This is a genomic window from Diaphorobacter sp. MNS-0, assembly GCF_019602835.1.
Taxonomy (GTDB): Bacteria; Pseudomonadota; Gammaproteobacteria; order Burkholderiales; family Burkholderiaceae_C; genus Diaphorobacter; species Diaphorobacter nitroreducens.
The window spans coordinates 1658234-1680432 of sequence record NZ_CP080761.1 but is presented as its reverse complement, the minus strand read 5'-3'; the positions used below and the strand labels follow the sequence as shown (position 1 = coordinate 1680432).

Below are 22199 nucleotides of genomic sequence, written 5' to 3'. Positions count from 1 at the left end.
CCATGGCTTTCGGAACCCAGGACGATGCCGACGAGGTGATGAACGAAATCAACATGACGCCGCTGGTGGACGTCATGCTGGTGCTGCTCATCATCTTCATCATCACCGTGCCGGTGATGAAGCACGCGGTGCCGGTGGACCTGCCGCGTGCATCCAACGAGCGCGAAATCATCAAGCCCGAAACCATCCGCCTGTCGGTGACGGCCGACGGCAAGTACCACTGGAACGAGACCACGATCGGAGACGACGAGCTGGAGCCGCGCCTGCAGGCCGAGGCCCGCAAGGACCCGCAGCCGGACCTGCACATCCGCGGCGACAAGGACGTGCGCTACGAGCGCGTGGCGCAGGCGATGTCGGCGGCGCAACGCGCGGGCGTGCGCAAGATCGGCTTCGTGACCGACCCGGCGCCCTGACGCACCACGGCCGCGCCGGCGCGCCGGCCTTCACAGCAGCAGCCCCACGGGCGGCGCAGCAGCGTCTCCAGCGCCACCTGCGGGGGCTGCCTCTTGCATCTGGATACGAATCGACAGGAAATTTTCAGCCCCGGATGCTTGATCTTTAATTGAGAATGGTTATCATTTGATCACCGTAACGCACCGAGACTTCACCATGCATGCCAGCCTGACCGCACCGTCCGCACTGACCGCACCCCGCATGTTCGCAGTGCCCGCCGATTCCAGCCCGGCGTCCCACGCCGAAGGCCGCGCGGTCGACAGCAGCACCCTGCTGCGCGGCCAGAAGGCCGTGGCCATCGTGCACAACGGCGCCGTCTACCGGCTGCAGGCCACCAAACTCGGCAAGCTGATCCTGACCAAATAAGTTTCATCGTGGGGCGACTCCAGGACCTCGGTCCGAAGGGTCGTATTGGCCAGCCAACGGGCATGCCCGCGTAGCCAGGCTTTTTTTCCCTGCACACCCATGCAAAAAACCGGAGCACGCGCCGGTTTTTCTGTTGGAACCCAATATGTTTTTGGTCCCTAGCGCCCTTCCAACAAGCGCTAGCAGCTATCAAAACAATAGCAATCCAGTCCCGATGAGTGCTTACAGCCCGATCGCCGCAATCCCCGCGCGCGCAATCTGCGCGTCCTCATGGGACTTCACGCCGCTCACACCCACGGCGCCCAGGCACTGGCCGTTCTTCATGATGGGTACGCCGCCTTCCAGCATGCCCTGCAGCGCAGGCGCGCTCAGGAAGGCCGTGCGGCCGCCGTTGATCACGTCTTCATAGCCCTTGCTCTCGCGGCGGCCCAAGGCGGCAGTGTGGGCCTTGGCCGGCGCGATATGCGCGGACACCGCTGCGGCCCCGTCCAGGCGCTGCAGCCACAGCAGATGTCCGCCGTCGTCCACGATGGCGATGGTCACGGCCCACTGGTTCTTCAGGGCCTCGGCCTCGGCGGCGGCGGCGATCAGCTTGACGTCGGAGAGTTCAAGTTCGGGTTTGGTCTTCATGAGGCAGTCCTGCAGGAGGTGGGTGGATGCGCCCGGCCAGCCGGCAGGGCGCGCAACGGAAAACGAAAAGCATAGTGCCAGCGGGCCCGCCCAGTGCCCCGCCTCAGGGCAAAAGAATGCAACCCATAAAGTACGGGATGGTGCGCGGGTATTGCATTCGGCGCCAAAAGCCACCACCTAGAATCATTCGGGTCTGCGCTGTGCAGGCCAATCAGGAGAGAAACCAGATGAACCCAGAAATCACCAGTGTCGGCTCCGCGGGCTATGGCATCTCGCAGGAGCAGCGCCACCGCGTGCTGCGCAACACGTACTGGCTGCTGGCGCTCAGCCTGCTGCCCACCGTGCTGGGCGCCTGGATCGGCGTGGCCACGGGCATCACGCAGTCGCTGCGCGGCGGCCTGGGGCTGATCGTGTTCCTCGGCGGCGCCTTCGGCTTCATGTTCGCCATCGAGAAGACCAAGCGCTCTGCCGCGGGCGTGCCGGTGCTGCTGGCCTTCACCTTCTTCATGGGCCTGATGCTGTCGCGCCTGATCGGCATGGTGCTGGGCTTCAAGAACGGCACCGACCTCATCATGACGGCCTTCGCCGGCACGGCGGGCGTGTTCTTCGTCATGGCCAGCCTGGCCAGCGTCATCAAGCGCGACCTGTCGGGCATGGGCAAGTGGCTGTTCGTGGGCGCGCTGGTGCTCATGGTGGGCGCCATCATCAACGTGTTCGTGGGCTCGTCGGCCGGCATGATGGCCATCTCGGTGGCGGCGATCGGCATCTTCAGCGCCTACATGCTGTACGACCTGAAGCAGATCCTGGACGGCGGCGAGACCAACTACATCAGCGCCACACTCGCGCTGTACCTGGACATCTTCAACGTGTTCCAGAGCCTGCTGGCCCTGCTGGGCATCATGGGCGGCGAGCGCGACTGAACGGCGTTCCCACCGCACATGCGTCGCAAGGCCCCGATTTCCGGGGCCTTTTTCACGTCCGCCCTTGGCTGACAGCCTCAACTTGACGGCACGCCTGCCGATAACCCCTGTACATGCTGCCTCGCCACCCCCCCCTCCTTGCCGCCGGCGCTCGCGCCGCCCTGATCGCTGCCGCGCTGCTGCCGCTGGCGGGTTGTGAGATTCCCGGCATGGGGCCGGACCCGCGCGTGGCCCAGCGTGAGGCCGAGGCCAAGGCCATCGGTGGCGCCTGCCGGCATGCGCTGCGCGGGCTGGAGGACTGCTTCACGCTGAACCCCAAGGCCCCGAAGGCCCAGGTGTTCGCGGGCTGGAAGGACATGGATCTGTACATGCGCGAGAACAAGATCGAGGGCACGGCCTCGGTACTCACGCAGTTGGAGAAAAAGCCCGCCAGTCGCCGCGCAAGCGACGAAGAGGCGGACCTGCAGACCGAGGGTCGCACCTCCCGCAACCGCAGCTGATGCTATCCAAACGATAGCTGCTGGCGCTTGCTAGGCAAGCGCCCCTGGCCAAAAACGTCTTGAGCCACCGCGGGCGTCAGCCCCGCTCGAACACTGCCATGCTCTCCACATGGGCCGTGTGCGGAAACATGTTGACCACCCCCGCCGCCACGCAGCGGTAGCCCGCCTGGTGCACCAGCAGGCCCGCGTCCCGCGCCAGCGTGGCGGGGTTGCAGCTCACGTAGACGATGCGCCGGGGCGGCTGCCAGCCTTCGTGCCCAGCGGGCAGCGGCGGCGCGTCCTCGGCACCGATGCGCGCCTGGTGGATGTCCGCCAGCGCCTTGGACAAGGCGAACGCCCCCTCGCGCGGCGGGTCCACCAGCCATTTGTCGGAGGCGCCATCGGCAATGAGCATCTCAGGCGTCATCTCGAACAGGTTGCGCGCTACAAAGCTGGTAGCTGCCAGCGCAGATCCATCTTGCCTTTGGGCCTGATTTGACTGGTAATTCTCGCGCGAACGCGCCACCAGCGCCTCGCTGCCCTCAATGCCCAGCACCTCGCGCGCCTGGGTGGCGATGGGCAGCGTGAAGTTGCCCAGGCCACAGAACCAGTCGATCACGCGCTCGTCCTTGCGCGCGTCCAGCAGGCGCAGCGCGCGCGTGACCAGCACGCGGTTGATGTGCGGGTTGACCTGCGTGAAGTCGGTGGGTTTGAAGGGCATGGTGATGCCGAAGTCGGGCAGCCCATAGGCAAGCGGCTCGCCGCCCTCGTCCAGCAGATGCACCGTTTCCGGCCCTTTGGGCTGCAGCCACCATTGCACGCCATGCACGGCGGCAAAGGCGCGCAACTTGTCTTTGTCCTCCGGGGACAGCGGCTCCAGGTGGCGCAGCACCAGCGCCGTGACCGTATCGCCGCAGGCCAGCTCGATCTGCGGGCAGGTGTCGCGTGCGGCCATGCTGCCGATCAGGGCGCGCAGCGGCATCAGCATGGCGTCCACATGCGGCGGCAGGATCTTGCAGGTCTCCATGTCGGCGATGTAGCGGCTCTTGCGCTCGTGAAAGCCCACGAGCACCTTGTCCTTCTTGGGCACGTAGCGCACGGACAGGCGCGCGCGGTAGCGGTAGCCCCAGGCAGGGCCTTCAATGGGGCGCAGGATGGTCTCGGCCTTCACTTTCCCCAGGTGCCAGAGGTTGTCTTCCAGCACGCGCTGTTTCACGGCCACCTGTGCCGCCACGTGCAGATGCTGCATCTTGCAGCCGCCGCAGGCGCCCGCGTGCAGGCCGAAGTGCGGGCAGCCGGGCTGTACGCGCTGGCTGGACTGGCGGTGGACTTCCGTGAGGCTGGCCTGCTCCCAGTTGTTCTTCTTGCGGTGGGTGTTGGCGCTGACCAGCTCGGTGGGCAGTGCGCCGTCGATGAACACCACCTTGCCATCGGGCTTGCGCGCGACGCCTTGGGCGTCCATGTCCATGGCGGTGACTTCGAGCCAGCCGGGGGGAAGAACCGTGGAGGTGGGCGGTGGTGGGCTGAATTCTGTGGGGTCGCTCATGCCTCGATTGTCTCAGGCCGGCCCACCCCTGCCGCCGCGCGGGCGGCTTTCAGCTGCGGCTGGCGCGCGGCGCACGGGGCGCGGTGGGGGCGCCTGCAGCGGCATCCTTGCGGACCGCAGCCACATTGGAAGGCAGGCGGTTGACTTCCACCTCGCAGCCATAGTTGTCCAAGGAAAACACCAGCGTGCCGCCGGGCGCGACCTGGGGCAGGGTTTCGTGCAGGTTGCGCGACAGGTCCACAGGGGGGGTCTGCGAGCGGTAGATGACCTGCTGGTCTGCGCCATAGATCACGTAGCAAGTAGCCCACGCGCCCGGTGCAAACAGTCCGGCAATCATGGCGGCGGCGGAGGTGGCAAAGCGAATGGCTCGCATGAGGGTTCCCTTCCTTCTTGTGCTGTGAATGCGGCGCATTATTGCGGAGTTTGCGCCCGCCCCGGTAAGCGGCTGTTCCCGGCCCCGTGTCGACGGTTTCATGGAACTTTTGCTGCGGCCCTGCGTTGAAAGAGGCAATGCGTCCCCTGAGCCACCTTGAAGAAAGCGACTGCATCGCCCGCGCCCAGTGCGGCGAGGTCGCGGCGTTCTCCGAACTGGTGGCCCGCTATCAGGACCGCATCTACCGTTTTTTGTTCCGTATGACGCGCTCGCAGGAGGATGCGCGCGAACTCGCCCAGGAGACTTTCTTGAACGCCTACCAGGCACTGCCCCGCTGGCAGCCGGACGCACAACTGTCCACCTGGCTGTTCGCATTGCGCGCAACCAGGCGTTGGACCTGTTGCGCCGCGCGCAGCGTGTCGCGTTCGTGGAACTGGACGAGACCCTGTCCGAGCAGGTGCCGGCGGCCACGCCCACGCCCGAGGCTGCACTGCAGGCCCGCCAGCGCATCGAGGCGCTGGAAGGCGCGCTGCAGCGGCTCTCGGTAGAGCACCGCGAGATCCTGCTGCTGCGCGACATCGAAGACATGGCCTACGAGGACATCGCCGAGGTGCTGGGCATCAGCCTGGGCACCGTCAAATCCCGCATTGCCCGCGCACGCGTCGGGCTGCTGCAACTCATGCCACGCTGAACGCAAGGAGCCGCCATGAACTGCCCTCGCACCGAAGACCTTTCCGCTTTGATCGACCATGCGCTGCCCGCGCATGCGCAGGTCGCGCTGCAGCAGCACCTGCACGCCTGCCCCCTGTGCAGCCAGCACCTTGCCGCATTGCAGGCACAGCGCCAGCAATTGCTGGCCCTGCCCTCGCCCGCGCTGGGTTTCGACCTGGCGGCGCAACTGCAGGACCGCCTGGCACACGACCTGGCGCAACGCCCCACCCGGTCCCGGCGCACCGGCTGGAGCCTGCTGGGCTGGATGCCCACGGGCCTCGCCGCGGGGGCCGCGCTGGTGTCCGGCGTCTGGCTGGGGGGGCTGCTGCTGGGCACGGGCGCGGCCCTTCCGGCTGCCAGCCCTGCCATGGCGCGCGTGTTCGACCCTGTGCCGCCAGGCGGGCTGTGCGCCGCCGCCGAAATCTGCCGTTTGCCGAGAACCCTGCCATGAAAAACCCTGCCTGGATTCGCACCCTGCTGGCGATCTCGCTGGCGCTCAACCTGGGCGTGGTTGCCGCACTGGTGCTGCGCACTGCGCCGGACACGGTGCCCGAGGGCGGCGCGCCTCCCGTGGTCCACCTGCCCGAGTATCTGAAGCTCACCCCCGAACAGCGCGCGCGCTGGGAAGGAATGGAAACCCCCTTCCTCCATGACCTGTCGTCCAACTGGAGTGACATACGCCGCCACCGCGAAGCCCTGGTGCGCCACATCTTTGCTGATGCACCAGAGCGCACCGCCATTGACGCCGAGCAGGCCGCCATCGCCCGCCTGCAGGCCACGCAGCAACAGCGCGTGATTGACCAACTCTTGGCCGAGCGCGCCATGCTGAACGACGCCCAGCGCACGCGGCTGCTGCAATTGCTGCTGACCCGCTATGCAGAAGAAGCCACCGAGGAGGAAATGCTGCACCGCAAGTGAACGCCGAGATGAGAGAAGGAAAAAGGTGCAAATCAGATGGAACATTGAGGCACCCCCTTCGTTGAAGTAGGCAAGGCAGCCACACATTCCCTTGAGCGGCTGCCTTGATGGTTCAACTTTTCAACGGAGCATTCTCATGAACACCTTCACCGCACTGCTGCTGTCCGCCGCCCTGGCATCCCCGCTGGCCGTTTACGCCGCCGACGCACACAACCATGGCGGCAGTGCCGAAACCCACCAACTGCAGCTCAACGCCGGCAAGAAGTGGGAAACCGACGCGCCGCTACGCAAGGCCATGACGGCCGTGCGCGGATCGGTCACGCAGATCCTGCCCGCCGCCCACTCGGGCAAGGCCACTCCGGCCGATTACGACGCCTTCGCCAACACCGTCAACCAGCAGGTCGCCTACATGGTGGAGAACTGCAAGCTGCCGCCCGCCGCCGATGCACAGCTGCACATCATCGTGGCCGACCTGATGGCCGGTGCCGAGGCCGCGCAAGGCAAGCACGGCGAGGACAAGCGCGCCGAGGGCGTGGTCAAGGTGGCCCAGGCCTCCAATGCCTACGGCAAGTACTTCAGCCACAGCGGCTGGAAGGCCATCCCGCTGTCCCACTAAGGGGCACACCGCAAGTACCGGAGGGGGGCTGCACACCCCGGTGCATGCCAGCCCCTTCCAAGCATTCATCTGCTGTGAGCGCCCCTTTGCGCCCCCCTGCGCAAGGGCGGGATATGCACGCTCCGGCAAACCAACACAGGATATTGAACATGACGGGTCGTCGACTTCCCCTTTTCTCCGTGATCGCAAGCGTGGCTGCCGTCGCAGCACTCGGTCTGCCAACGATGGCATCTGCTGGCTACTGGCACCCTGCCAACAACGAAGCGGGCGTGGTCGTTCACCCCGAGCACTTCAAGAGTGATCGGACCCGTGAGCAAGTCAGGGCAGAAACCGAGACCGCAGTGCGACAGGACCGCCTGTCCTATGGGCAAAGCAGCTTTCCGGAACCGGCACCCTCAACGACTTCGACCAGGACCCGCCAGCAGGTGATCGATGCGATGCGCAACGAAACATCGGCACAACACAGGCAACGCCCATCGCTGTACCCGGCGGGCTGATGGGAAACACAACGCCCGCACGACGCGGGCGTTGCGTCTTCCGTACCGAAGGGCTTCAACCCAGGTACAGGTGGTTGGAGTGCTTGACCTCTTCCATCACCGCGTAGGTGCGCGTCTCGCGCACGCCGGGCAACTGCCACAACACGGCGCCGGCGAACTGGCGGTAGGCATTCATATCGGCGCAGCGCGTCTTGAGCAGGTAGTCGAAACCGCCGGCCACCATGTGGCATTCCATGACCTCGGGATGCACCTGCACCGCGGCCTTGAACTGGTCGAACACGTTGGGCGTGGTGCGGTCCAGCAGCACCTCCACGAACACCAGCATGCCCGCGCCCAGCTTGAGGGGATTGAGCCGCGCCTCATACCCCAGGATGTAGCCTTCGCGCGTGAGCCGCTGCACCCGCGCGAGCACGGCAGTGGGCGACAGCGCCACGGTCTCTGCCAGCTTGAGGTTGGAGATGCGCCCATCGTCTTGCAGGATCTTCAATATCCTGCGATCGATGCGATCCAGATCAGTGGGAAATTGGCCGGTCATTGAGCAAAAATTCGGTGGTGCTTGCCGATTTTAGTGATTCATTCGCCATTCACCCAAGGATGATGCGACCCCATGACAAACGCCGCCCCCCACGCCGCCCACTTTTCCCCTCGCCCCCGCGACACCGACCCGCTGCGCCTGGCGGTCACCCAGGCTTGCCGTCCGCCCGAGCCTGAGGCACTGGCGCCGCTGCTGGCGCAGGCGCGCCTGCCCGCTGCCATGGCGCAGGACATCCAGGCGCGTGCCCTGCGCCTGGCGCAAGGGCTGCGCCAGCGCGAACATGCCAGCGGGCGGTCCGGCCTGGTACAGGGGCTGCTGCAGCAGTTCGCGCTGTCCTCGCAAGAAGGCGTGGCGCTGATGTGCCTGGCCGAAGCGCTGCTGCGCATTCCCGACGCGGCCACGCGCGACGCGCTGATCCGCGACAAGATCGGTACGGGCGACTGGGCCGCGCACCTGGGCAAGAGCCCGTCGCTGTTCGTCAATGCGGCCACCTGGGGCCTGCTGCTCACCGGACGGCTGGTGACCACGCACAGCGAAGGGGGCTTGAAGGATGCGCTGCGCCGCATCACCGCACGCGGCGGAGAGCCGCTGATCCGCAAGGGCGTGGACGTCGCCATGCGCATGATGGGCGAGCAGTTCGTCACCGGCGAGACCATCGAACAGGCGCTGGGCAAGGCGCGCACCCTGGAGGCACGGGGCTTTCGCTATTCCTACGACATGCTGGGCGAGGCCGCGCTCACGGGGCACGACGCCGATCGCTACATGCAGTCCTATGTGGATGCCATCCACGCCATCGGCCGCGCCAGCGCGGGCCGCGGCGTGTACGAAGGGCCCGGCATTTCCATCAAGCTCAGCGCGCTGCACCCGCGCTACGCACGCGCGCAGTGGCAGCGCGTGATGGACGAGCTGTACCCGCGCGTGCTGCAACTGGCGGAACTGGCGCACGGCTACGACATCGGCCTGAACATCGACGCCGAAGAGGCCGACCGGCTGGAACTGTCGCTGGACCTGCTGGAGCGCCTGTGCCATGCGCCGTCCCTCGCGGGTTTCAAGGGCATCGGCTTCGTGATCCAGGCCTACCAGAAGCGCTGCCCGCGCGTGATCGACTACTGCATCGATCTGGCGCGCCGCAGCGGCCACCGCCTGATGATCCGGCTGGTCAAGGGCGCGTACTGGGACAGCGAGATCAAGCGCGCCCAGGTCGATGGCCTGGCGGACTACCCCGTGTACACGCGCAAGGCGCACACCGATATTTCCTACATCGCCTGCGCACGCAAGCTGCTGGGCGCACCCGACGCGGTGTACCCCCAGTTCGCCACGCACAACGCGCAGACGCTGGCCACCATCTATGAGCTGGCGGGCCCCGCGGACTATCGCCCCGGCCAGTACGAGTTCCAGTGCCTGCACGGCATGGGCGAGCCGCTGTACGAGCAGGTGGTGCCCGAGCGCCCCTGCCGCATCTACGCCCCGGTGGGTACGCATGAAACGCTGCTGGCGTACCTGGTGCGCCGCCTGCTGGAAAACGGCGCCAACACCTCGTTCGTGAACCGCGTGGCCGACGCCACGCTGCCGCTGGAGGCGCTGATCGACAACCCCGTGGACACGGTGGATGCCGAGGCCCGCGCCGAAGGTGCCACCGGCCTGCCGCACCCGCGCATCGCGCTGCCCCCGCAGCTCTACGGCCCGGCGCGTGCCAATTCGCAGGGCCTGGACCTGGCGGCCGAGCCCACGCTGCAGTGCGTGGCCGACGCGCTGGCCGCCAGCGCCGCCACGCCGCTGGAAGCCACACCCCTCATCGCCGCCGGCGCTCCCGCCGGCCCGCGCGCCCCGGTGCGCAACCCTGCCGATGCCACCGATGTGGTCGGGCAGGTGCAAGAAGCCACCACCGCCGATGTGGACGCCGCGCTGCGGGCTGCCGCCGCGGCGCAGCCCGCCTGGGCTGCCACGCCACCCGCAGAACGTGCACGGCTGCTGCGCGCCGCGGCCGATGGGCTGGAACGCGATATGCCCGCCCTGCTGGCCCTGCTGATGCGCGAAGCCGGCAAGACCTGCGCCAACGCCGTGGCCGAGGTGCGCGAGGCGGTGGACTTCCTGCGCTATTACGCGGCGCAGGTGGATGGGCACTTCGACAACGCCACCCACCCGCCGCTGGGGCCGGTCACCTGCATCAGCCCCTGGAACTTCCCGCTGGCCATCTTCATGGGGCAGGTGGCCGCCGCACTGGCCGCGGGCAACGTGGTGCTGGCCAAGCCGGCAGAGCAGACGCCCCTCATTGCCTGCCAGGCCGTGCGCCTGCTGCACCAGGCCGGCGTGCCTGCCGCCGCCGTGCAGCTGCTGCCCGGCCGCGGCGAGACGGTGGGCGCGGCGCTGGTGGGCGACGCGCGCGTGATGGGCGTGATGTTCACCGGCTCCACCGAGGTGGCGCGGCTGCTGCAGCGCAGCCTGGCCGCACGGCTGGACGCCAGCGGCCGGCCCATTCCGCTGATTGCGGAGACAGGCGGGCAAAACGCCATGGTCGTGGACTCCTCCGCCCTGCTGGAGCAGGTGGTCGCGGACGTGCTCACTTCGGCCTTCGACAGCGCGGGCCAGCGCTGCTCCGCCCTGCGCGTGCTGTGCGTGCAGCGCGACTGCGCGGACCGGCTGCTGGAGATGCTGCGCGGCGCCATGCAGGAACTGCACATGGGCAACCCCACGCAACTGGCGGTGGACGTAGGCCCGGTGATCGACGAGGAGGCGCGCGCCACGATCGCGCGCCACATCGAGCGCCTGCGCGCCAGCGGCCGGCCGGTGTTCCAAAGCCATGCCGGTGGGCAGGGCACGGCGCATGGCACCTTCGTGCCGCCCACGCTGATCGAGCTGAACAGCATCACCGAGCTGGAGCGCGAGGTCTTCGGCCCCGTGCTGCACGTGGTGCGCTACGAGCGCGGCGAGCTGGACGCGCTGCTCGCGCAGATCAGCGCCACGGGCTACGGCCTCACCCAGGGCCTGCACACCCGCATCGACGAAACCGTGGCCCAGGTGCTGGCCCACAGCACGGCCGGCAACGTCTATGTGAACCGCAACATGGTGGGCGCCGTGGTCGGCGTGCAGCCTTTCGGCGGCGAGGGCCTGTCGGGCACGGGCCCCAAGGCAGGCGGCCCGCTGTATCTGTTGCGCCTGCTGTCGCGCCACCCGGCCAACGCCACGCACGGCGCGCTGGCGGCGACGGCCGTGCAGGTGCCCGACGCCAGCGCACAGCCCGCGCTGCTCGCCCCGCTGTCGGCGCTGGAGCACTGGGCCCATGCGCAAGGCAACGCAGCGCTGGCACAGGCCTGCGCGGCCCAGGCGCAGGCCAGTTGCGCGGGCCTGGCCTGCACCCTGCCCGGCCCCACCGGCGAGCGCAACACCTATCGGCTGCTGCCGCGCGAACGCGTGCTGTGCCTGGCCGACACGGACGAGGCGCTGCTGCTGCAGTTGAGCGCGGTGCTGGCCGCGGGCGCGCTTGCGCTCTGGCCGCAGGACGCGCAGGCCCTGTGCGCCACGCTGCCGAGCGAGGTGCAGGCGCGCATCGCCCTGGTGTCCGACTGGCGCGGCGATGGCCTGGGCTACGACGCCGTGCTGCACAGCGGCAGCCCGGAAACGCGCCGCGTGGAATGCCAGCGCGTGGCCCTGCGCCCCGGCCCCATCGTGGGCGTGACGGCGGTGGACGGCGCCGCCGATGCGCTGCAGGCGCCCCTGCGCCTGTTGCTGGAGCGCGCGGTCAGCATCAACACCACGGCGGCAGGCGGCAATGCCAGCCTGATGACCATGGCGTGATGCCAGAGTAAATTGGCCTCTAGCGCTTATCCATCAAGCGCCAACAGCTATATAAACAATAGCAATCAATCCGCCAGCGGCCACTCGCCCAGCACCTCGTAAGGGCCGGGCGAGCCGCGCAGGTTGTGCAACAGCACGAAGCGGCGCACCGTCCATTCCAGCGGCGGCACGGGTTGCTCGGGCGCGGCCTGGCGGCTGTAGCACAGCGTCATGTGCGGGGTGATGTGCGGCGCATGGGGCACGCCGTCCAGCCCCCGCACCTGCGACCACAGCGCCGTGTGCAGCGCCTCGTACAACGCGATGAAGCCCTGCTGCCCGTCGGCGGGGCCGCAGAGCACGCAGGGCCGCTTGGCCTGCGGCGCGCGGCGAAAGCTCAACACCCGATCGAACCGCAGCGAGAACGCCCTCGCCCGCACCTGCTGCGCCGCGTCGCGCGCCCACTGCAGATGCCGGGGCGACAGCGCAGGCTCCCACCCCAGCGACAGCAGCGTGGCGTGCAGGCGCTGCGCGCGCACCTGCGCCTGCAGGTCGTGCCGCGCAATCAGCGTCTGCGCCAGATCGGCCGCAGCCTGCGCCGCTCCGGGCTCGGGCAGCACGGCAAAGAAAAGATGGTGGTTGGGGCGTGGCGCATCGGGCTCCACGCCGGCGAGCGGCAGTTGGTGAGCGTCCATGCGTCCCACTGTAGCGCCGCCCCTTGCCTTTGTGGGTAACAGGCACTCCGCCGGCGCGGGCAATAACCGATATTTTTAATCGGAATGGCGGCAATTGAGGCACATCGCCTCACCGCCCATTCATCGGCAATTTTCGGATTTTGGTACCCAGGATGGCATTCGTATCCCAAGCCCAGAAGGCTGATTTCCCGCGGGGCCCGGAACCCGCACGCACAGACGTTTGCAGCCCCTCCACATTCCATACGCAATTGCTCGGGATTATTTAATATTTCATTAATTTTCAATTAATAAAATAAAAAAGTTTAACCAAAATAATCCAATAAGAATATCAACGAAGTCATTTGACGTTAATCAAATAGATAATCGAGATGCGGGGAGAATAATGCATCTACGCAGTAAATATTCAAAGGTATTTATGTCAAAAAGTACCCCCTCCCCCACCGCCTGCGCCGCGCCGCAACCCGGCAAGCGCACCTTCCTGCAAGAACTCGTCGGCCTGGCCACCGCCTTTGGCCTGGCCGGCGCCAGCCAGGCCGCCACACCCTTCGCGCCGGGCCAGCCGCCGCGCCGCCCCGGCATGGAGGGCAAGCGCTTTGGCATGCTGGTGGATTTGCGCAAGTGCATCGGCTGCCAGGCCTGCACGGTGAGCTGCTCGGTGGAAAACCAGCCGCCCATCGGCCAGTTCCGCACCACGGTGCTGCAGTACGAGATCGACAAGGATGACGGCAGCGCGCCCGCCATGGTCAGCCTGCCGCGTCTGTGCAACCACTGCGAGGAGCCGCCCTGCGTGCCCGTGTGCCCGGTGCAGGCCACCTTCCAGCGCACCGACGGCATCGTGCTGGTGGACAACGAGCGCTGCGTGGGCTGCGGCTACTGCGTGCAGGCCTGCCCGTACGACGCGCGCTTCATCAACCACGAGACGCAGACCGCCGACAAGTGCACCTTCTGCGAGCACCGCCTGGAGGCCGGCCTGCTGCCCGCCTGCGTGGAGAGCTGCGTGGGCGGCGCGCGCGTCATTGGTGACCTGAATGACCAGGGCAGCGAGATCAACCGCCGCATGGCCGAACACAAGGAAGACCTCAAGGTGCTCAAGCCCGGCATGAACACTGCGCCGCGCGTGTACTACATCGGCCTGCCGGATGAGTTCGTCAACGGCGTAGACGGCCAGGCCAGCGTGCGCCTGCTGTCCGACCACTGAACCCCAAGGAGCGCACCATGCAAATCATCGAACTCCTGACCCCGCACTACGAGGCGGCCTGGCTGCCCTGGGCGGTGCAGTACTTCTTCCTGGTCGGCGTGGCCACCGGCGCCGCCATCCTGGCTGCGCTCTGCGCCTGGGGCAAAGACGGCGGCACGCTGCAGCGCCTGCTGCCCGCGGCCGTGCTGACGCTGGCCGTCAGCAGCATTGCCGCCCCCGTGTCGCTGCTGGCCGACCTGCACCAGCCCGCGCGCTTCTGGCACTTCTATGCGCACTTCACGCCCTGGTCGTGGATGTCGGTCGGCGCGCTGCTGCTGCCGGTGTTCGTCACGCTCAGCGTGGCCATGTGCGCCGCCTGGTGGCTGGGCAAGACCGGCTGGATGCGCCTGCTGGCGCCGCTGCTCGTGCTCTCGGCGCTCACCATTTCGGTCTATACCGGCGCCGAGATGATGGTGGTGCGCTCGCGCCCGCTGTGGAACACGCTGTGGGTGCCCGTCAACCTGGCGCTGACAGGCTGGCTGGCCACCGTGGGCGCGGCCTTCGTGCTGGAGCGCTTCCTGCCCGCCGCGCTGCGCCCTGGCGCTGAAGCGCTGCAGACGCTGCGCGGCATGGGCCTGGCGCTGGCCGGCGCGCTGCTGGTGGTGGCGCTGGCCTGGGCCGCGAGCGGCTTGGGCGGCGACAGCCCCTCGTTCAACGCCGCACTGCGTTTGTGGAACGACTTCCCCGTGTGGCGCCTGACGATGGTCGGCTCGGCCATTGGTGGTGCCGCCGTGCTGGGGGCGCTGCTGCGCGGGCGCCACCGCCTGCAGGCCAAGGGCTACACGCTGGTGCTGGGCCTGGGTCTGGCGGCCGCCGCCTGGGCCTTCCGTTGGGCGCTGTTCATGGGCGTGCAGGGCGTGCCCAAGTTCGGCGCGGGCCTGTACCTGTACCACATGCCCCTGGGCGGCGACGGGCTGCTGGGCATGGTGGGTGTGGCAGGCCTGTGCGTGGCACTGGTCGGGCTGGCGAGCTGGGCGCTGGAGCTGTTCCCGGCCCGCCAGGCACCCACGGCCACCGCCGCCTGAAATTCATAGACAAATCGGCCTTTAACGCAATATCAGCAAGCGCGAGCAGCTATCAATACTGAAGTGATACCCGCTGGCGCTGCCCTTGAAGGTACAGACCATGACTGACAAGAAACCGCATTCCTCTCCCGAGACCGAGGCCCACCCCGACGCCAACCGCCGCCGCCTGCTGCTGCGCGGCGGCGCGGTGGCCGGTGGCCTGGCGGCCTTTGCCGCAGGCTACGGCGAAACCGTGGCCAAGGGCGCCAAGGGGCTGGTGACCGGCACCTCGGGCACTGCCACCAAGAGCGCCACGCGTGGCAATTCGCTCACGCCCGAGTTCCGCATCGACCCCGTGACCGGCCAGCTCACCACCCAGCCGGGCCAGGTGGTCAGCCCCAGCAGCTGCCTGGGCTGCTGGACGCAGTGCGGCGTGCGTGTGCGCGTGGACACCGAGCACAACAAAATCATCCGCATCGCCGGCAACCCCTACCACCCGCTGGCCACCACGCACCACGCACCCATGGAAACGCCCGTGCGCGAGGTGTACGCCCTGCTGGGCGGCGACAACGGCCTGGAGGGCCGCGCCACCAGCTGCGCGCGCGGCTCGGCCATGCTGGAGCACCAGACTGCGGCCCACCGCGTGCTCACCCCGCTCAAGCGCGTGGGCCCGCGCGGCTCCGGCCAGTGGAAAAGCATCTCGCTGGAACAGCTGGTCAAGGAAATCTGCGAGGGCGGCGACCTGTTCGGCGAAGGCCACGTGGACGGCCTGGCCGCCATCCGCGACGTGCAGACGCTGATCGACCCCGAGAACCCCGAGTACGGCCCCAAGGCCAACCAGCTGCTGGTGACCGACGCCTCCAACGAAGGCCGCACCCCGCTCATCAACCGCTTTGCGCGCCAGTCCTTCGGCACGGTCAACGTGTCCAACCACGGCGCCTACTGCGGCCAGACCTACCGCGTGGGCACGGCGGCGGCCCTGGGCAACATCCCCGGCATGCCGCACGGCAAGCCGGACTGGAAGAACTCGCGCTTCGGCCTGTTCCTGGGCACCGCACCCGCGCAGGCGGGCAACCCGTTCCAGCGCATGGGGCGCGAGCTGGCCGAGGCCCGCTCGCGCGACGACAACACCTACCGCTACGTGGTGGTGTCGCCCGTGCTGCCCATGTCGTCCAGCCACGCCGCCGGCGACAACAACCGCTGGCTGCCCATCAAGCCCGCCACCGACCTGGCGCTGGCCATGGCGCTGATCCGCTGGATCATCGACAACGAGCGCTACGACGCCAAGTACCTGACCCAGCCCGGCCCGGCCGCCATGGCCGCCGCCGGCGAGGCGAGCTGGAGCAACGCCACCCACCTGCTCATCAACGACCCCAAGCACCCGCGCTACGGCCAGTTCCTGCGCGGCGCCGACCTGGGCCTGCCCATGCCCGAGCCGGTGGACGAGAAAACCCCGGCCGAAGACGTGTACGTGGTGCAGGTGGCCGACGGCAACGGCGGCTTCAAGCTGGTGCCCCACACCGTGGCGCAGCCGGCCGAGCTGGTGGTGGAACGCGAGTTCACGCCCCTGAAGGCCGCGGGCGCCACCGAGGAGCCCGCGCCGATCGCCGTGTGCACATCGTTTGTCAAGCTGCGCGAGGAAGCGCGCCGCAAGACGCTGCAGGAATACTCCGACCTGTGCGGCGTGCCGGTGAAGGACATCGAGGACCTGGCGCGCGAATTCACCAGCCATGGCAAGCAGGCCGTGGCCAACTCGCACGGCGGCACCATGAGCGGCGCGGGCTTCTACACCGCCTACGCCATCGCCATGCTCAACAACCTGATCGGCAACCTGAACGTCAAGGGCGGCTGGGTGCTGGACGCCGGCCCGTTCGGCCCCTTCGGCCCCGGCCCGCGCTACAACTTTGCGCAGTTCGAGGGCGCGGTCAAAGCCACGGGCGTGGCGCTGTCGCGCACGCGCTTTCCGTACGAGAAGACCAGCGAGTTCAAGCGCAAGAAAGAAGCCGGCCAGAACCCCTACCCCGCCAAGGCACCATGGTACCCGGCGCCCGGGGGCCTGAGCAGCGAAATGCTGGCCGCCGGCCTGCTGGGCTACCCCTACCCGGTGAAGGCGTGGATCAACCACATGAGCAACCCGGTGTACGCCATCTGCGGCTTCGAGAACACCCTGGTGGACGCCATCAAGGACCCGAAGAAGCTGCCGCTGTTCGTCTCGGTCGATCCGTTCATCAACGAGACCTCGGCCCTGGCCGACTACATCGTGCCCGACACCGTGACCTACGAAAGCTGGGGCATCGGCGCCCCCTGGGCCGACGTGATCGCCAAGAGCAGCACCGTGCGCTGGCCCACCGTGGAGCCCGCCACCGCCAAGACCGCCGACGGCAAGCCGGTGAGCTTTGAGAGCTTCGTCTTCGCCGTGGCCAAGCAGCTGCAGCTGCCCGGCTTTGGCAAGGGCGCGATGAGCACCAAGGACGGCGAGCCGCTCGACCTGGAAAGCGCCGAAGACTTCTACCTGCGCGGCATGTGCAACATCGCCTACCAGGCAGGCAAGCCCGTGCCCGAAGCCAGCGACGACGACATCGCCCTGACTGGCGTCACCCGCTGGATGCCCGAGGTGGAAAAGCGCCTCAAGCCCGAGGAAGTGCGCCGCGTGGCCATGGTGATGAGCCGCGGCGGGCGCTTCGACAAGATCGAGGACGCCTGGAAGGGCGAGCAGATCAAGGCCGCCTACAAGTTCCCCGTGCAGCTGTGGCACGAAGGCCTGGCCAAGATGCGCCACTCCATGACCGGCGAGCGCTACGTGGGCTGCCCCACCTGGTTCCCCACCCGCTTTGCCGACGGCAGCAGCATGCGCGAACGCTTCACCGAGCAGGACTGGCCGCTGACCATGAGCAGCTACAAGTCCAACCTGATGAGCAGCATGTCGATTGCCGCCTCGCGCCTGCGCCAGGTGCACCCGCACAACCCCATCAGCCTGAACAAGGACGATGCGGCCAAGCTGGGCATCGCCAACGGCGACCGCATCGAGGTCAGCACCCCCGGCGCCAAGCTGCAGGGCGTGGCCCTGGTGCGCAGCGGCATCGCCCAGGGCGCCCTGGCCATCGAGTATGGCTACGGCCACAAGCAGCTGGGCGCGGTGGTGCACACCGTGGACGGCAAGCCCATGGCCCACAACCCGCAACACGGCAACGGCGTGAACCTGAACGCGCTGGGCTTTGCCGACCCCACCCGGCCCGCCAAGGACAACGTGTGGATCGACTGGGTGTCGGGGGCCGTGGTGCGGCAGGGGTTGCCGGTGAAGGTGCGGAAGGTGTGATGCCTGCCGGGTGCTGAGCACCGGGCGCTTGCGGGCGCAGGTGCTCTTGAATGTAAAAGCTCATCGCAACTGCGATGGGCTTTTTTTATCAGCGGCGGCTTTCGACCCTGAGCCGCCGTCCGATCTGTAACGAGCAACGGCTGCTTTGCAGCGGTTGCTGTCGGTCGCGGCCGTGACCTGAGTTCACGGTGCCTGGCACAAAGCTGTCATTGGCTCACCCAGCAGCGCGGCAGCATCGATGACCGGTATCGAGGGAGCTGCAGTCATGGTCTAGCACACGTCTCCCCATGAACGGGCACGACCCTACGCCTACCTGCGCGATGTCATGGCACGCCTGCCCATGCAGCCCGCCACCCAGATCGGCGAGCTGCTGCCATACCGCTGGCAGTCAGCCTGACAGCGCATATTCAGATACACGACCGCGCCCCGCAGTCAAGATGGGATCGCCGCGCGATTACGGGCGTCCTACAACCCTTAACTTAAGTCGGCCTACAGGCGAACAGTTGCCCCTCGGTCCCATGCCCCACGGCTGCATGGAATCCAAGTTCCATACCTAGGCAATTTTCTGACTTACGCTATGCGCCAAACCCAGGAAGGTCGAGATCAGAGGAGCTTGATGCCGCTCCTTTCTACAGATGAAGTGCACCTGTGTCGCCATGCTGGTGTCTGAAATAGTTAACTTAACAAGGCGAGGATCTGGCCTGTAGGCTGTTTCCGCCACGACGCCTAGGCCCAGCCCCTCCGCCACCGCCTCTCGAACGGACTCGCGGCTGCCCATCTCAAGCGCAACCTGAACCTCAATGCCTCGCTCCTTTAGTTCTTGTTCAAACACGCGTCTGGTCGTCGATCCTTCCTCTCGGATGACGAACCTCTGACCCTGCAGATCACGCAGTTTGAGAGTGGCCCGTTGCGCGAGTGGGTGTTGGGTGTTGCCGAATATCACCAATCGCTGGGTACGGTAAGCCGCGCCAAATAGATCTGGGTGAGCGACGTGATTGAGCACCATGCCCACGTCTCCCTGGTAGTCAAGAATCTTTTCAGTGATGGTTCGCGAGTCGCCTACGCCAACAGCCACGTTGACCTGGGGGAACTGTTTCATGAACAGCTTCAACACGGGCAGCACGTTGTGCGGCCCGATGGCATGGATGACCAGTCGCCCTACGTATTGATTTTTCGCAGCAGCGAGCAGTGCGTGCGCATCTTCCTCGCCACTGAAGGTACGCCGGGTGTAGTCCAACAGAGTGCGTCCAAAGGACGTGAGTTCAAGCCGCCGCCCGCGCCGATGAAAAAGCTCCACGCCGAAGTCGACCTCCAGGCGCTGTATGTGTGAAGAAACAGTCGGTTGTTGAATAGCGAGCACTCTCGCGGCAGCGGTCATGCTGCCGGCTCGGGCCGTTGCGTCAAAGGCCTTCAAGGCTGCGAGGAGGCTGAGTCCAGACATTGATGTGATCTATGGGTGCCCTCATTTTTAGGGATGAAAGTTTCATATTCATGACACCTTGGTCACCCAGACTTGAGCTGTGCTTCCACTGAAGCTGTTTCTTCCAGAACCTCCTCTTTCCCGAGAGATACCTCTGACCACTTGAGTCCTGGTGTGCGTCTAGCGCACCACAACAAATGAAACCGAGCTATGAAAACTGCAATTCGCGAGAGCTATCTGAGCTTGCGGGGTATCACGGTGACCTATGCCGATGGTCACACGGCGCTTGCGCCCACCTCGCTGGAGGTACAGCATGGCGCGTTCCTTGTGCTGCTGGGCGCGTCGGGCGCGGGAAAGTCAACGCTGCTGCGCAGCATCAATGGCTTGGTTAGCCCCACAGACGGAGAGGTGTCGGTGGCCGATCTGCCGGGCGGCACCGTCTCAAAACGCAACCTTCTTGAGCATCGGCGCCACTGCGGCATGGTGTTCCAGCAGCACCACCTGATCGGGCGGCAAAGCGTGCTGGCCAATGTGTTGATGGGCAAGCTCGCCACCCGCGGATCTCTGGCGTCGTTGTGGCCTTGGAGCAAGGCTGACAAGCTGGAGGCGCTGGCGGCCATTGACCGCGTAGGCCTGCTTGAGAAAGCCCTAGCACGGGCAGACACCTTGTCTGGTGGGCAACAACAACGCATTGGCATTGCGCGTGCCTTGGTGCAAAAGCCCCGCCTGCTGCTGGCCGATGAGCCGGTGGCCAGCCTCGACCCGGCGACCGCGCAGAGTGTGTTGACCCTGCTTCACGACATCTGCAAGAAAGACCGACTCACGGCCATCGTGACTCTGCATCAAGTCAACCTCGCGCGCATGTTCGCCGACCGCATTGTGGGCCTTCGCCAGGGCCAGGTGGTGTTCGACGGGACAGCAGCGCAGTTGACGGAAGAAGCCCAGTCTGCCCTGTACGCGAAGTCGTCACCTGCCAACATGGGCAGTCAATTTGATTCCCCCTCTCAATCCAAGGAGTTTTTACCGTGCTGAATCGTCGCCGTTTCCAATTTATCGCTGCCGTCACTTTGGCCGCCCTGTTGCCACTTGGCGCCCATGCCGAGGGCAAAAATCCTTCCAAGCTTCGCGTTGCACTGTTGCCGGACGAAAACGCCGCCACCATCATTCAGAACGCACAGCCTCTGAAGCGGTACCTGGAACAGACCCTGAAGAAGGAAATAGAGATTACGGTGACTACGGACTACTCGTCGATGATTGAAGCCATGCGCTTTGGCCGCATCGAGGTGGCCTACTTTGGACCGTTCTCTTACGTGCTGGCCAAGTCCAAGGCGCCCAACATTGAGCCTTTTGCCGTTGGCGTGGAGCGCGGCTCTCCGACCTACCAGTCGGTTCTCATTGCCACGGCGGGCGGCCCGGTCAAGACCCTGGCTGACGTTCGTGGAAAGCCTTTTGGCTTTGGCGATCAGGCTTCGACGTCCGGTCACCTTGTACCGCGCGCGCACTTGCTTAAAAACCACCAACTGAACGGCGAGACTGACTACCGCCCCGTTCACCTGGGCACGCACGATGCCGTGGCCCGAGCTGTTCAGGCAGGGCAGGTTCCCGCCGGCGCTCTGTCAAAAACCATTCTGGACAACCTCATCGCAAAGGGCATGGTGGATGCCAACAAGATTGTGCAACTTGAACTGTCGGCACCCATTCCGAACTATCCCATTGCGATGCAAGGTAATCTCACGCCGGAGCTCAAGGAAGCCATCCGAGCCGCCTTTCTTCAGATGAAGGACGCCGAGATTCTCAAGTTATTCCGTGTGCAGGCCTTTGCCGCGACCGATGACAAGGCCTACGACGTTCTGCGTGACACCGCACAAATTCTCAAGCTTGATCTGGGACGCATGAAATGACATCGGTAGCCTTGGAATCCATCATTGCCATTGACGGACAGCGGCGACTCAGACGGCTGGGCGCAGCCTGCGTAGTCCTGCTCGTTTGCACGCTGGCATTGTTTGTCACCGGTTTCTTTGACGCGCAGCGTTTCATCGAAGGGGCTCCTGCCATTCAGCAGTTGGCCTCTGAGATGGTGCCGCCGAATTTCGAGCGCTGGGAGCACTGGGTCATTCCATTGCGTGACACCTTAGCCATGTCGATCGCAGGCACGGCGCTGACCGTTCTGGCGTCGTTGCCGCTGGCCCTGGTGGCGGCGCCCAACACCGCGCCGAATGCGGTGGTTGGGCGAATCGTCAGAACCATCTTGGCTGCATTTCGGTCTGTGCCTGAAATCATCCTGGGCATTCTGTTCGTCGCGGCCGTGGGCTTTGGGGCATTGCCTGGTGTGCTGGCGTTGGCCCTGCATTCCACGGGCATGGTGGCCAAGTTCTACGCCGAAGCCATAGAGCACGTGGACCCGAAACCTCTGGAGGCCGCTAAGGCCGCGGGCGCAAGCCGGTTTCAGGTCATCACCCATGCTGTGTTACCGCAGGTTTTGCCCCAGTTGGCGGACATCACCATCTACCGATGGGAATATCACTTTCGCGCATCGGCAGTGATGGGCATCGTGGGTGCGGGCGGCATTGGCTTCGAACTCATGGCAGCTCTGCGCCTGACCAAGTACGACGAGGTCTCCGCCATTTTGCTGTCCATCCTCATATGCGTGCTCGTGGTCGACGGCATTGGGTCGGCGCTTCGCAAACATCTGAAATAGAAAGAGAGAGGAAG

Annotated in this window: 22 protein-coding genes and 2 pseudogenes; 18 read left to right on the top strand and 6 right to left on the bottom strand. The window is 66.2% G+C overall.

Going from position 1 to position 22199, the window contains the following annotated elements:
• Positions 1-2 precede the first annotated feature (2 nt).
• Both K2L43_RS08125 and hemP read left to right on the top strand, forming a co-directional pair.
• The gene (locus tag K2L43_RS08125) at positions 3-413 is read left to right on the top strand and encodes a biopolymer transporter ExbD (protein WP_011805613.1); all 411 of its coding nucleotides are present in this window, start codon (positions 3-5) and stop codon (positions 411-413) included.
• 196 nt (positions 414-609) lie between these two features.
• A complete protein-coding gene (gene hemP, locus K2L43_RS08120; RefSeq protein ID WP_011805614.1) occupies positions 610-819 on the top strand; it encodes a hemin uptake protein HemP in 210 nt (69 codons plus the stop codon).
• Between the two features lie 222 nt (positions 820-1041).
• Here hemP and K2L43_RS08115 read toward each other — a convergent pair whose 3' ends face one another.
• Positions 1042-1449, bottom strand: coding sequence for a heme-binding protein (locus K2L43_RS08115; protein ID WP_011805615.1), 408 nt, complete (start codon positions 1447-1449; stop codon positions 1042-1044).
• Positions 1450-1676: 227 nt separating this feature from the next.
• Here K2L43_RS08115 and K2L43_RS08110 point away from each other — a divergent pair, with 227 nt between their 5' ends.
• Entirely contained in the window at positions 1677-2369 is a 693-nt protein-coding gene (locus K2L43_RS08110) for a Bax inhibitor-1/YccA family protein (RefSeq protein ID WP_011805616.1), read from the top strand.
• A gap of 113 nt (positions 2370-2482) precedes the next feature.
• Positions 2483-2869 carry a hypothetical protein gene (locus tag K2L43_RS08105; RefSeq protein ID WP_011805617.1) on the top strand — a complete coding sequence of 129 codons (387 nt, stop codon included), beginning with the start codon at positions 2483-2485 and terminating at the stop codon, positions 2867-2869.
• Positions 2870-2945: 76 nt separating this feature from the next.
• On the opposite strand, the gene rlmD is transcribed toward K2L43_RS08105, so the two are convergent.
• Entirely contained in the window at positions 2946-4394 is a 1449-nt protein-coding gene (gene rlmD / locus K2L43_RS08100) for a 23S rRNA (uracil(1939)-C(5))-methyltransferase RlmD (RefSeq protein ID WP_220638832.1), read from the bottom strand.
• Positions 4395-4443: 49 nt separating this feature from the next.
• The gene (locus tag K2L43_RS08095) at positions 4444-4767 is read right to left on the bottom strand and encodes a hypothetical protein (RefSeq protein WP_135148895.1); all 324 of its coding nucleotides are present in this window, start codon (positions 4765-4767) and stop codon (positions 4444-4446) included.
• Between the two features lie 137 nt (positions 4768-4904).
• Here K2L43_RS08095 and K2L43_RS19205 point away from each other — a divergent pair.
• The 6 genes and pseudogenes from K2L43_RS19205 to K2L43_RS08070 all read left to right on the top strand — a co-directional run.
• Positions 4905-5078, top strand: a pseudogene (locus K2L43_RS19205) (sigma factor); the annotation flags it as partial.
• Between the two features lie 89 nt (positions 5079-5167).
• Positions 5168-5458 (top strand): RNA polymerase sigma factor, encoded by a 291-nt coding sequence (locus K2L43_RS19040; protein WP_255580557.1) that lies wholly within the window; start codon positions 5168-5170, stop codon positions 5456-5458.
• 15 nt (positions 5459-5473) lie between these two features.
• Positions 5474-5929, top strand: coding sequence for an anti-sigma factor (locus K2L43_RS08085; RefSeq protein ID WP_220638831.1), 456 nt, complete (start codon positions 5474-5476; stop codon positions 5927-5929).
• Positions 5926-6396, top strand: a complete 471-nt coding sequence (locus tag K2L43_RS08080) for a Spy/CpxP family protein refolding chaperone (protein ID WP_041836016.1) — start codon at positions 5926-5928, stop codon at positions 6394-6396. The genes K2L43_RS08085 and K2L43_RS08080 overlap by 4 nt, the downstream gene beginning before the upstream one ends.
• A gap of 136 nt (positions 6397-6532) precedes the next feature.
• Positions 6533-7012, top strand: coding sequence for a hypothetical protein (locus K2L43_RS08075; protein ID WP_011805622.1), 480 nt, complete (start codon positions 6533-6535; stop codon positions 7010-7012).
• 149 nt (positions 7013-7161) lie between these two features.
• Entirely contained in the window at positions 7162-7509 is a 348-nt protein-coding gene (locus K2L43_RS08070; protein ID WP_220638830.1) for a DUF4148 domain-containing protein, read from the top strand.
• A 55-nt stretch (positions 7510-7564) separates the two neighbouring features.
• Here the strand turns inward: K2L43_RS08070 and K2L43_RS08065 are convergent, their stop codons facing one another.
• Complete coding sequence (locus tag K2L43_RS08065) at positions 7565-8044, bottom strand: Lrp/AsnC ligand binding domain-containing protein (RefSeq protein ID WP_011805624.1); 480 nt, start codon at positions 8042-8044, stop codon at positions 7565-7567.
• A 72-nt stretch (positions 8045-8116) separates the two neighbouring features.
• On the opposite strand from K2L43_RS08065, the gene putA reads away from it, so the two are divergent.
• The gene (gene putA, locus K2L43_RS08060) at positions 8117-11839 is read left to right on the top strand and encodes a trifunctional transcriptional regulator/proline dehydrogenase/L-glutamate gamma-semialdehyde dehydrogenase (RefSeq protein WP_220638829.1); all 3723 of its coding nucleotides are present in this window, start codon (positions 8117-8119) and stop codon (positions 11837-11839) included.
• 65 nt (positions 11840-11904) lie between these two features.
• Here the strand turns inward: putA and K2L43_RS08055 are convergent, their stop codons facing one another.
• Positions 11905-12510 (bottom strand): 2'-5' RNA ligase family protein, encoded by a 606-nt coding sequence (locus tag K2L43_RS08055; RefSeq protein WP_172206682.1) that lies wholly within the window; start codon positions 12508-12510, stop codon positions 11905-11907.
• Between the two features lie 415 nt (positions 12511-12925).
• On the opposite strand from K2L43_RS08055, the gene dsrO reads away from it, so the two are divergent.
• The 4 genes and pseudogenes from dsrO to K2L43_RS08035 form a co-directional block, all read left to right on the top strand.
• Entirely contained in the window at positions 12926-13708 is a 783-nt protein-coding gene (gene dsrO, locus K2L43_RS08050) for a sulfate reduction electron transfer complex DsrMKJOP subunit DsrO (RefSeq protein WP_220638828.1), read from the top strand.
• Between the two features lie 17 nt (positions 13709-13725).
• A complete protein-coding gene (gene nrfD, locus K2L43_RS08045) occupies positions 13726-14772 on the top strand; it encodes an NrfD/PsrC family molybdoenzyme membrane anchor subunit (RefSeq protein WP_220638827.1) in 1047 nt (348 codons plus the stop codon).
• A 100-nt stretch (positions 14773-14872) separates the two neighbouring features.
• A complete protein-coding gene (locus K2L43_RS08040; protein ID WP_220638826.1) occupies positions 14873-18067 on the top strand; it encodes a tetrathionate reductase subunit A in 3195 nt (1064 codons plus the stop codon).
• 287 nt (positions 18068-18354) lie between these two features.
• Positions 18355-18464 (top strand): annotated as a pseudogene (locus K2L43_RS08035) (transposase domain-containing protein); the annotation flags it as partial.
• 156 nt (positions 18465-18620) lie between these two features.
• On the opposite strand, the gene K2L43_RS08030 reads toward K2L43_RS08035, so the two are convergent.
• Positions 18621-19508, bottom strand: coding sequence for a LysR substrate-binding domain-containing protein (locus K2L43_RS08030; RefSeq protein ID WP_220638825.1), 888 nt, complete (start codon positions 19506-19508; stop codon positions 18621-18623).
• A 189-nt stretch (positions 19509-19697) separates the two neighbouring features.
• On the opposite strand from K2L43_RS08030, the gene phnC reads away from it, so the two are divergent.
• Genes phnC through phnE form a run of 3 tightly spaced genes read left to right on the top strand, consistent with a single transcriptional unit; the run spans position 19698 to position 22185 of the window.
• The gene (gene phnC, locus K2L43_RS08025; RefSeq protein WP_015913024.1) at positions 19698-20519 is read left to right on the top strand and encodes a phosphonate ABC transporter ATP-binding protein; all 822 of its coding nucleotides are present in this window, start codon (positions 19698-19700) and stop codon (positions 20517-20519) included.
• Positions 20513-21388, top strand: coding sequence for a phosphate/phosphite/phosphonate ABC transporter substrate-binding protein (gene phnD / locus K2L43_RS08020; RefSeq protein ID WP_220638824.1), 876 nt, complete (start codon positions 20513-20515; stop codon positions 21386-21388). The genes phnC and phnD overlap by 7 nt, the downstream gene beginning before the upstream one ends.
• Positions 21385-22185 carry a phosphonate ABC transporter, permease protein PhnE gene (gene phnE / locus K2L43_RS08015; protein ID WP_066698153.1) on the top strand — a complete coding sequence of 267 codons (801 nt, stop codon included), beginning with the start codon at positions 21385-21387 and terminating at the stop codon, positions 22183-22185. Before phnD ends, phnE begins: the two co-directional genes overlap by 4 nt.
• Positions 22186-22199 lie beyond the last annotated feature (14 nt).

Coding starts and splice junctions, on each gene's coding strand:
- phnE (WP_066698153.1), top strand. CDS start 21,385: ATGACATCGGTAGCCTTGGAATCCATCATTGCCATTGACGGACAGCGG.
- K2L43_RS08070 (WP_220638830.1), top strand. CDS start 7,162: ATGACGGGTCGTCGACTTCCCCTTTTCTCCGTGATCGCAAGCGTGGCT.
- K2L43_RS08065 (WP_011805624.1), bottom strand. CDS start 8,044: ATGACCGGCCAATTTCCCACTGATCTGGATCGCATCGATCGCAGGATA.
- K2L43_RS08040 (WP_220638826.1), top strand. CDS start 14,873: ATGACTGACAAGAAACCGCATTCCTCTCCCGAGACCGAGGCCCACCCC.
- K2L43_RS08095 (WP_135148895.1), bottom strand. CDS start 4,767: ATGCGAGCCATTCGCTTTGCCACCTCCGCCGCCGCCATGATTGCCGGA.
- K2L43_RS08110 (WP_011805616.1), top strand. CDS start 1,677: ATGAACCCAGAAATCACCAGTGTCGGCTCCGCGGGCTATGGCATCTCG.
- dsrO (WP_220638828.1), top strand. CDS start 12,926: ATGTCAAAAAGTACCCCCTCCCCCACCGCCTGCGCCGCGCCGCAACCC.
- K2L43_RS08055 (WP_172206682.1), bottom strand. CDS start 12,510: ATGGACGCTCACCAACTGCCGCTCGCCGGCGTGGAGCCCGATGCGCCA.
- nrfD (WP_220638827.1), top strand. CDS start 13,726: ATGCAAATCATCGAACTCCTGACCCCGCACTACGAGGCGGCCTGGCTG.
- rlmD (WP_220638832.1), bottom strand. CDS start 4,394: ATGAGCGACCCCACAGAATTCAGCCCACCACCGCCCACCTCCACGGTT.
- K2L43_RS08075 (WP_011805622.1), top strand. CDS start 6,533: ATGAACACCTTCACCGCACTGCTGCTGTCCGCCGCCCTGGCATCCCCG.
- hemP (WP_011805614.1), top strand. CDS start 610: ATGCATGCCAGCCTGACCGCACCGTCCGCACTGACCGCACCCCGCATG.
- K2L43_RS08105 (WP_011805617.1), top strand. CDS start 2,483: ATGCTGCCTCGCCACCCCCCCCTCCTTGCCGCCGGCGCTCGCGCCGCC.
- K2L43_RS08115 (WP_011805615.1), bottom strand. CDS start 1,449: ATGAAGACCAAACCCGAACTTGAACTCTCCGACGTCAAGCTGATCGCC.
- K2L43_RS08125 (WP_011805613.1), top strand. CDS start 3: ATGGCTTTCGGAACCCAGGACGATGCCGACGAGGTGATGAACGAAATC.
- putA (WP_220638829.1), top strand. CDS start 8,117: ATGACAAACGCCGCCCCCCACGCCGCCCACTTTTCCCCTCGCCCCCGC.
- K2L43_RS08030 (WP_220638825.1), bottom strand. CDS start 19,508: ATGTCTGGACTCAGCCTCCTCGCAGCCTTGAAGGCCTTTGACGCAACG.
- K2L43_RS08080 (WP_041836016.1), top strand. CDS start 5,926: ATGAAAAACCCTGCCTGGATTCGCACCCTGCTGGCGATCTCGCTGGCG.
- K2L43_RS08085 (WP_220638831.1), top strand. CDS start 5,474: ATGAACTGCCCTCGCACCGAAGACCTTTCCGCTTTGATCGACCATGCG.
- phnC (WP_015913024.1), top strand. CDS start 19,698: ATGAAAACTGCAATTCGCGAGAGCTATCTGAGCTTGCGGGGTATCACG.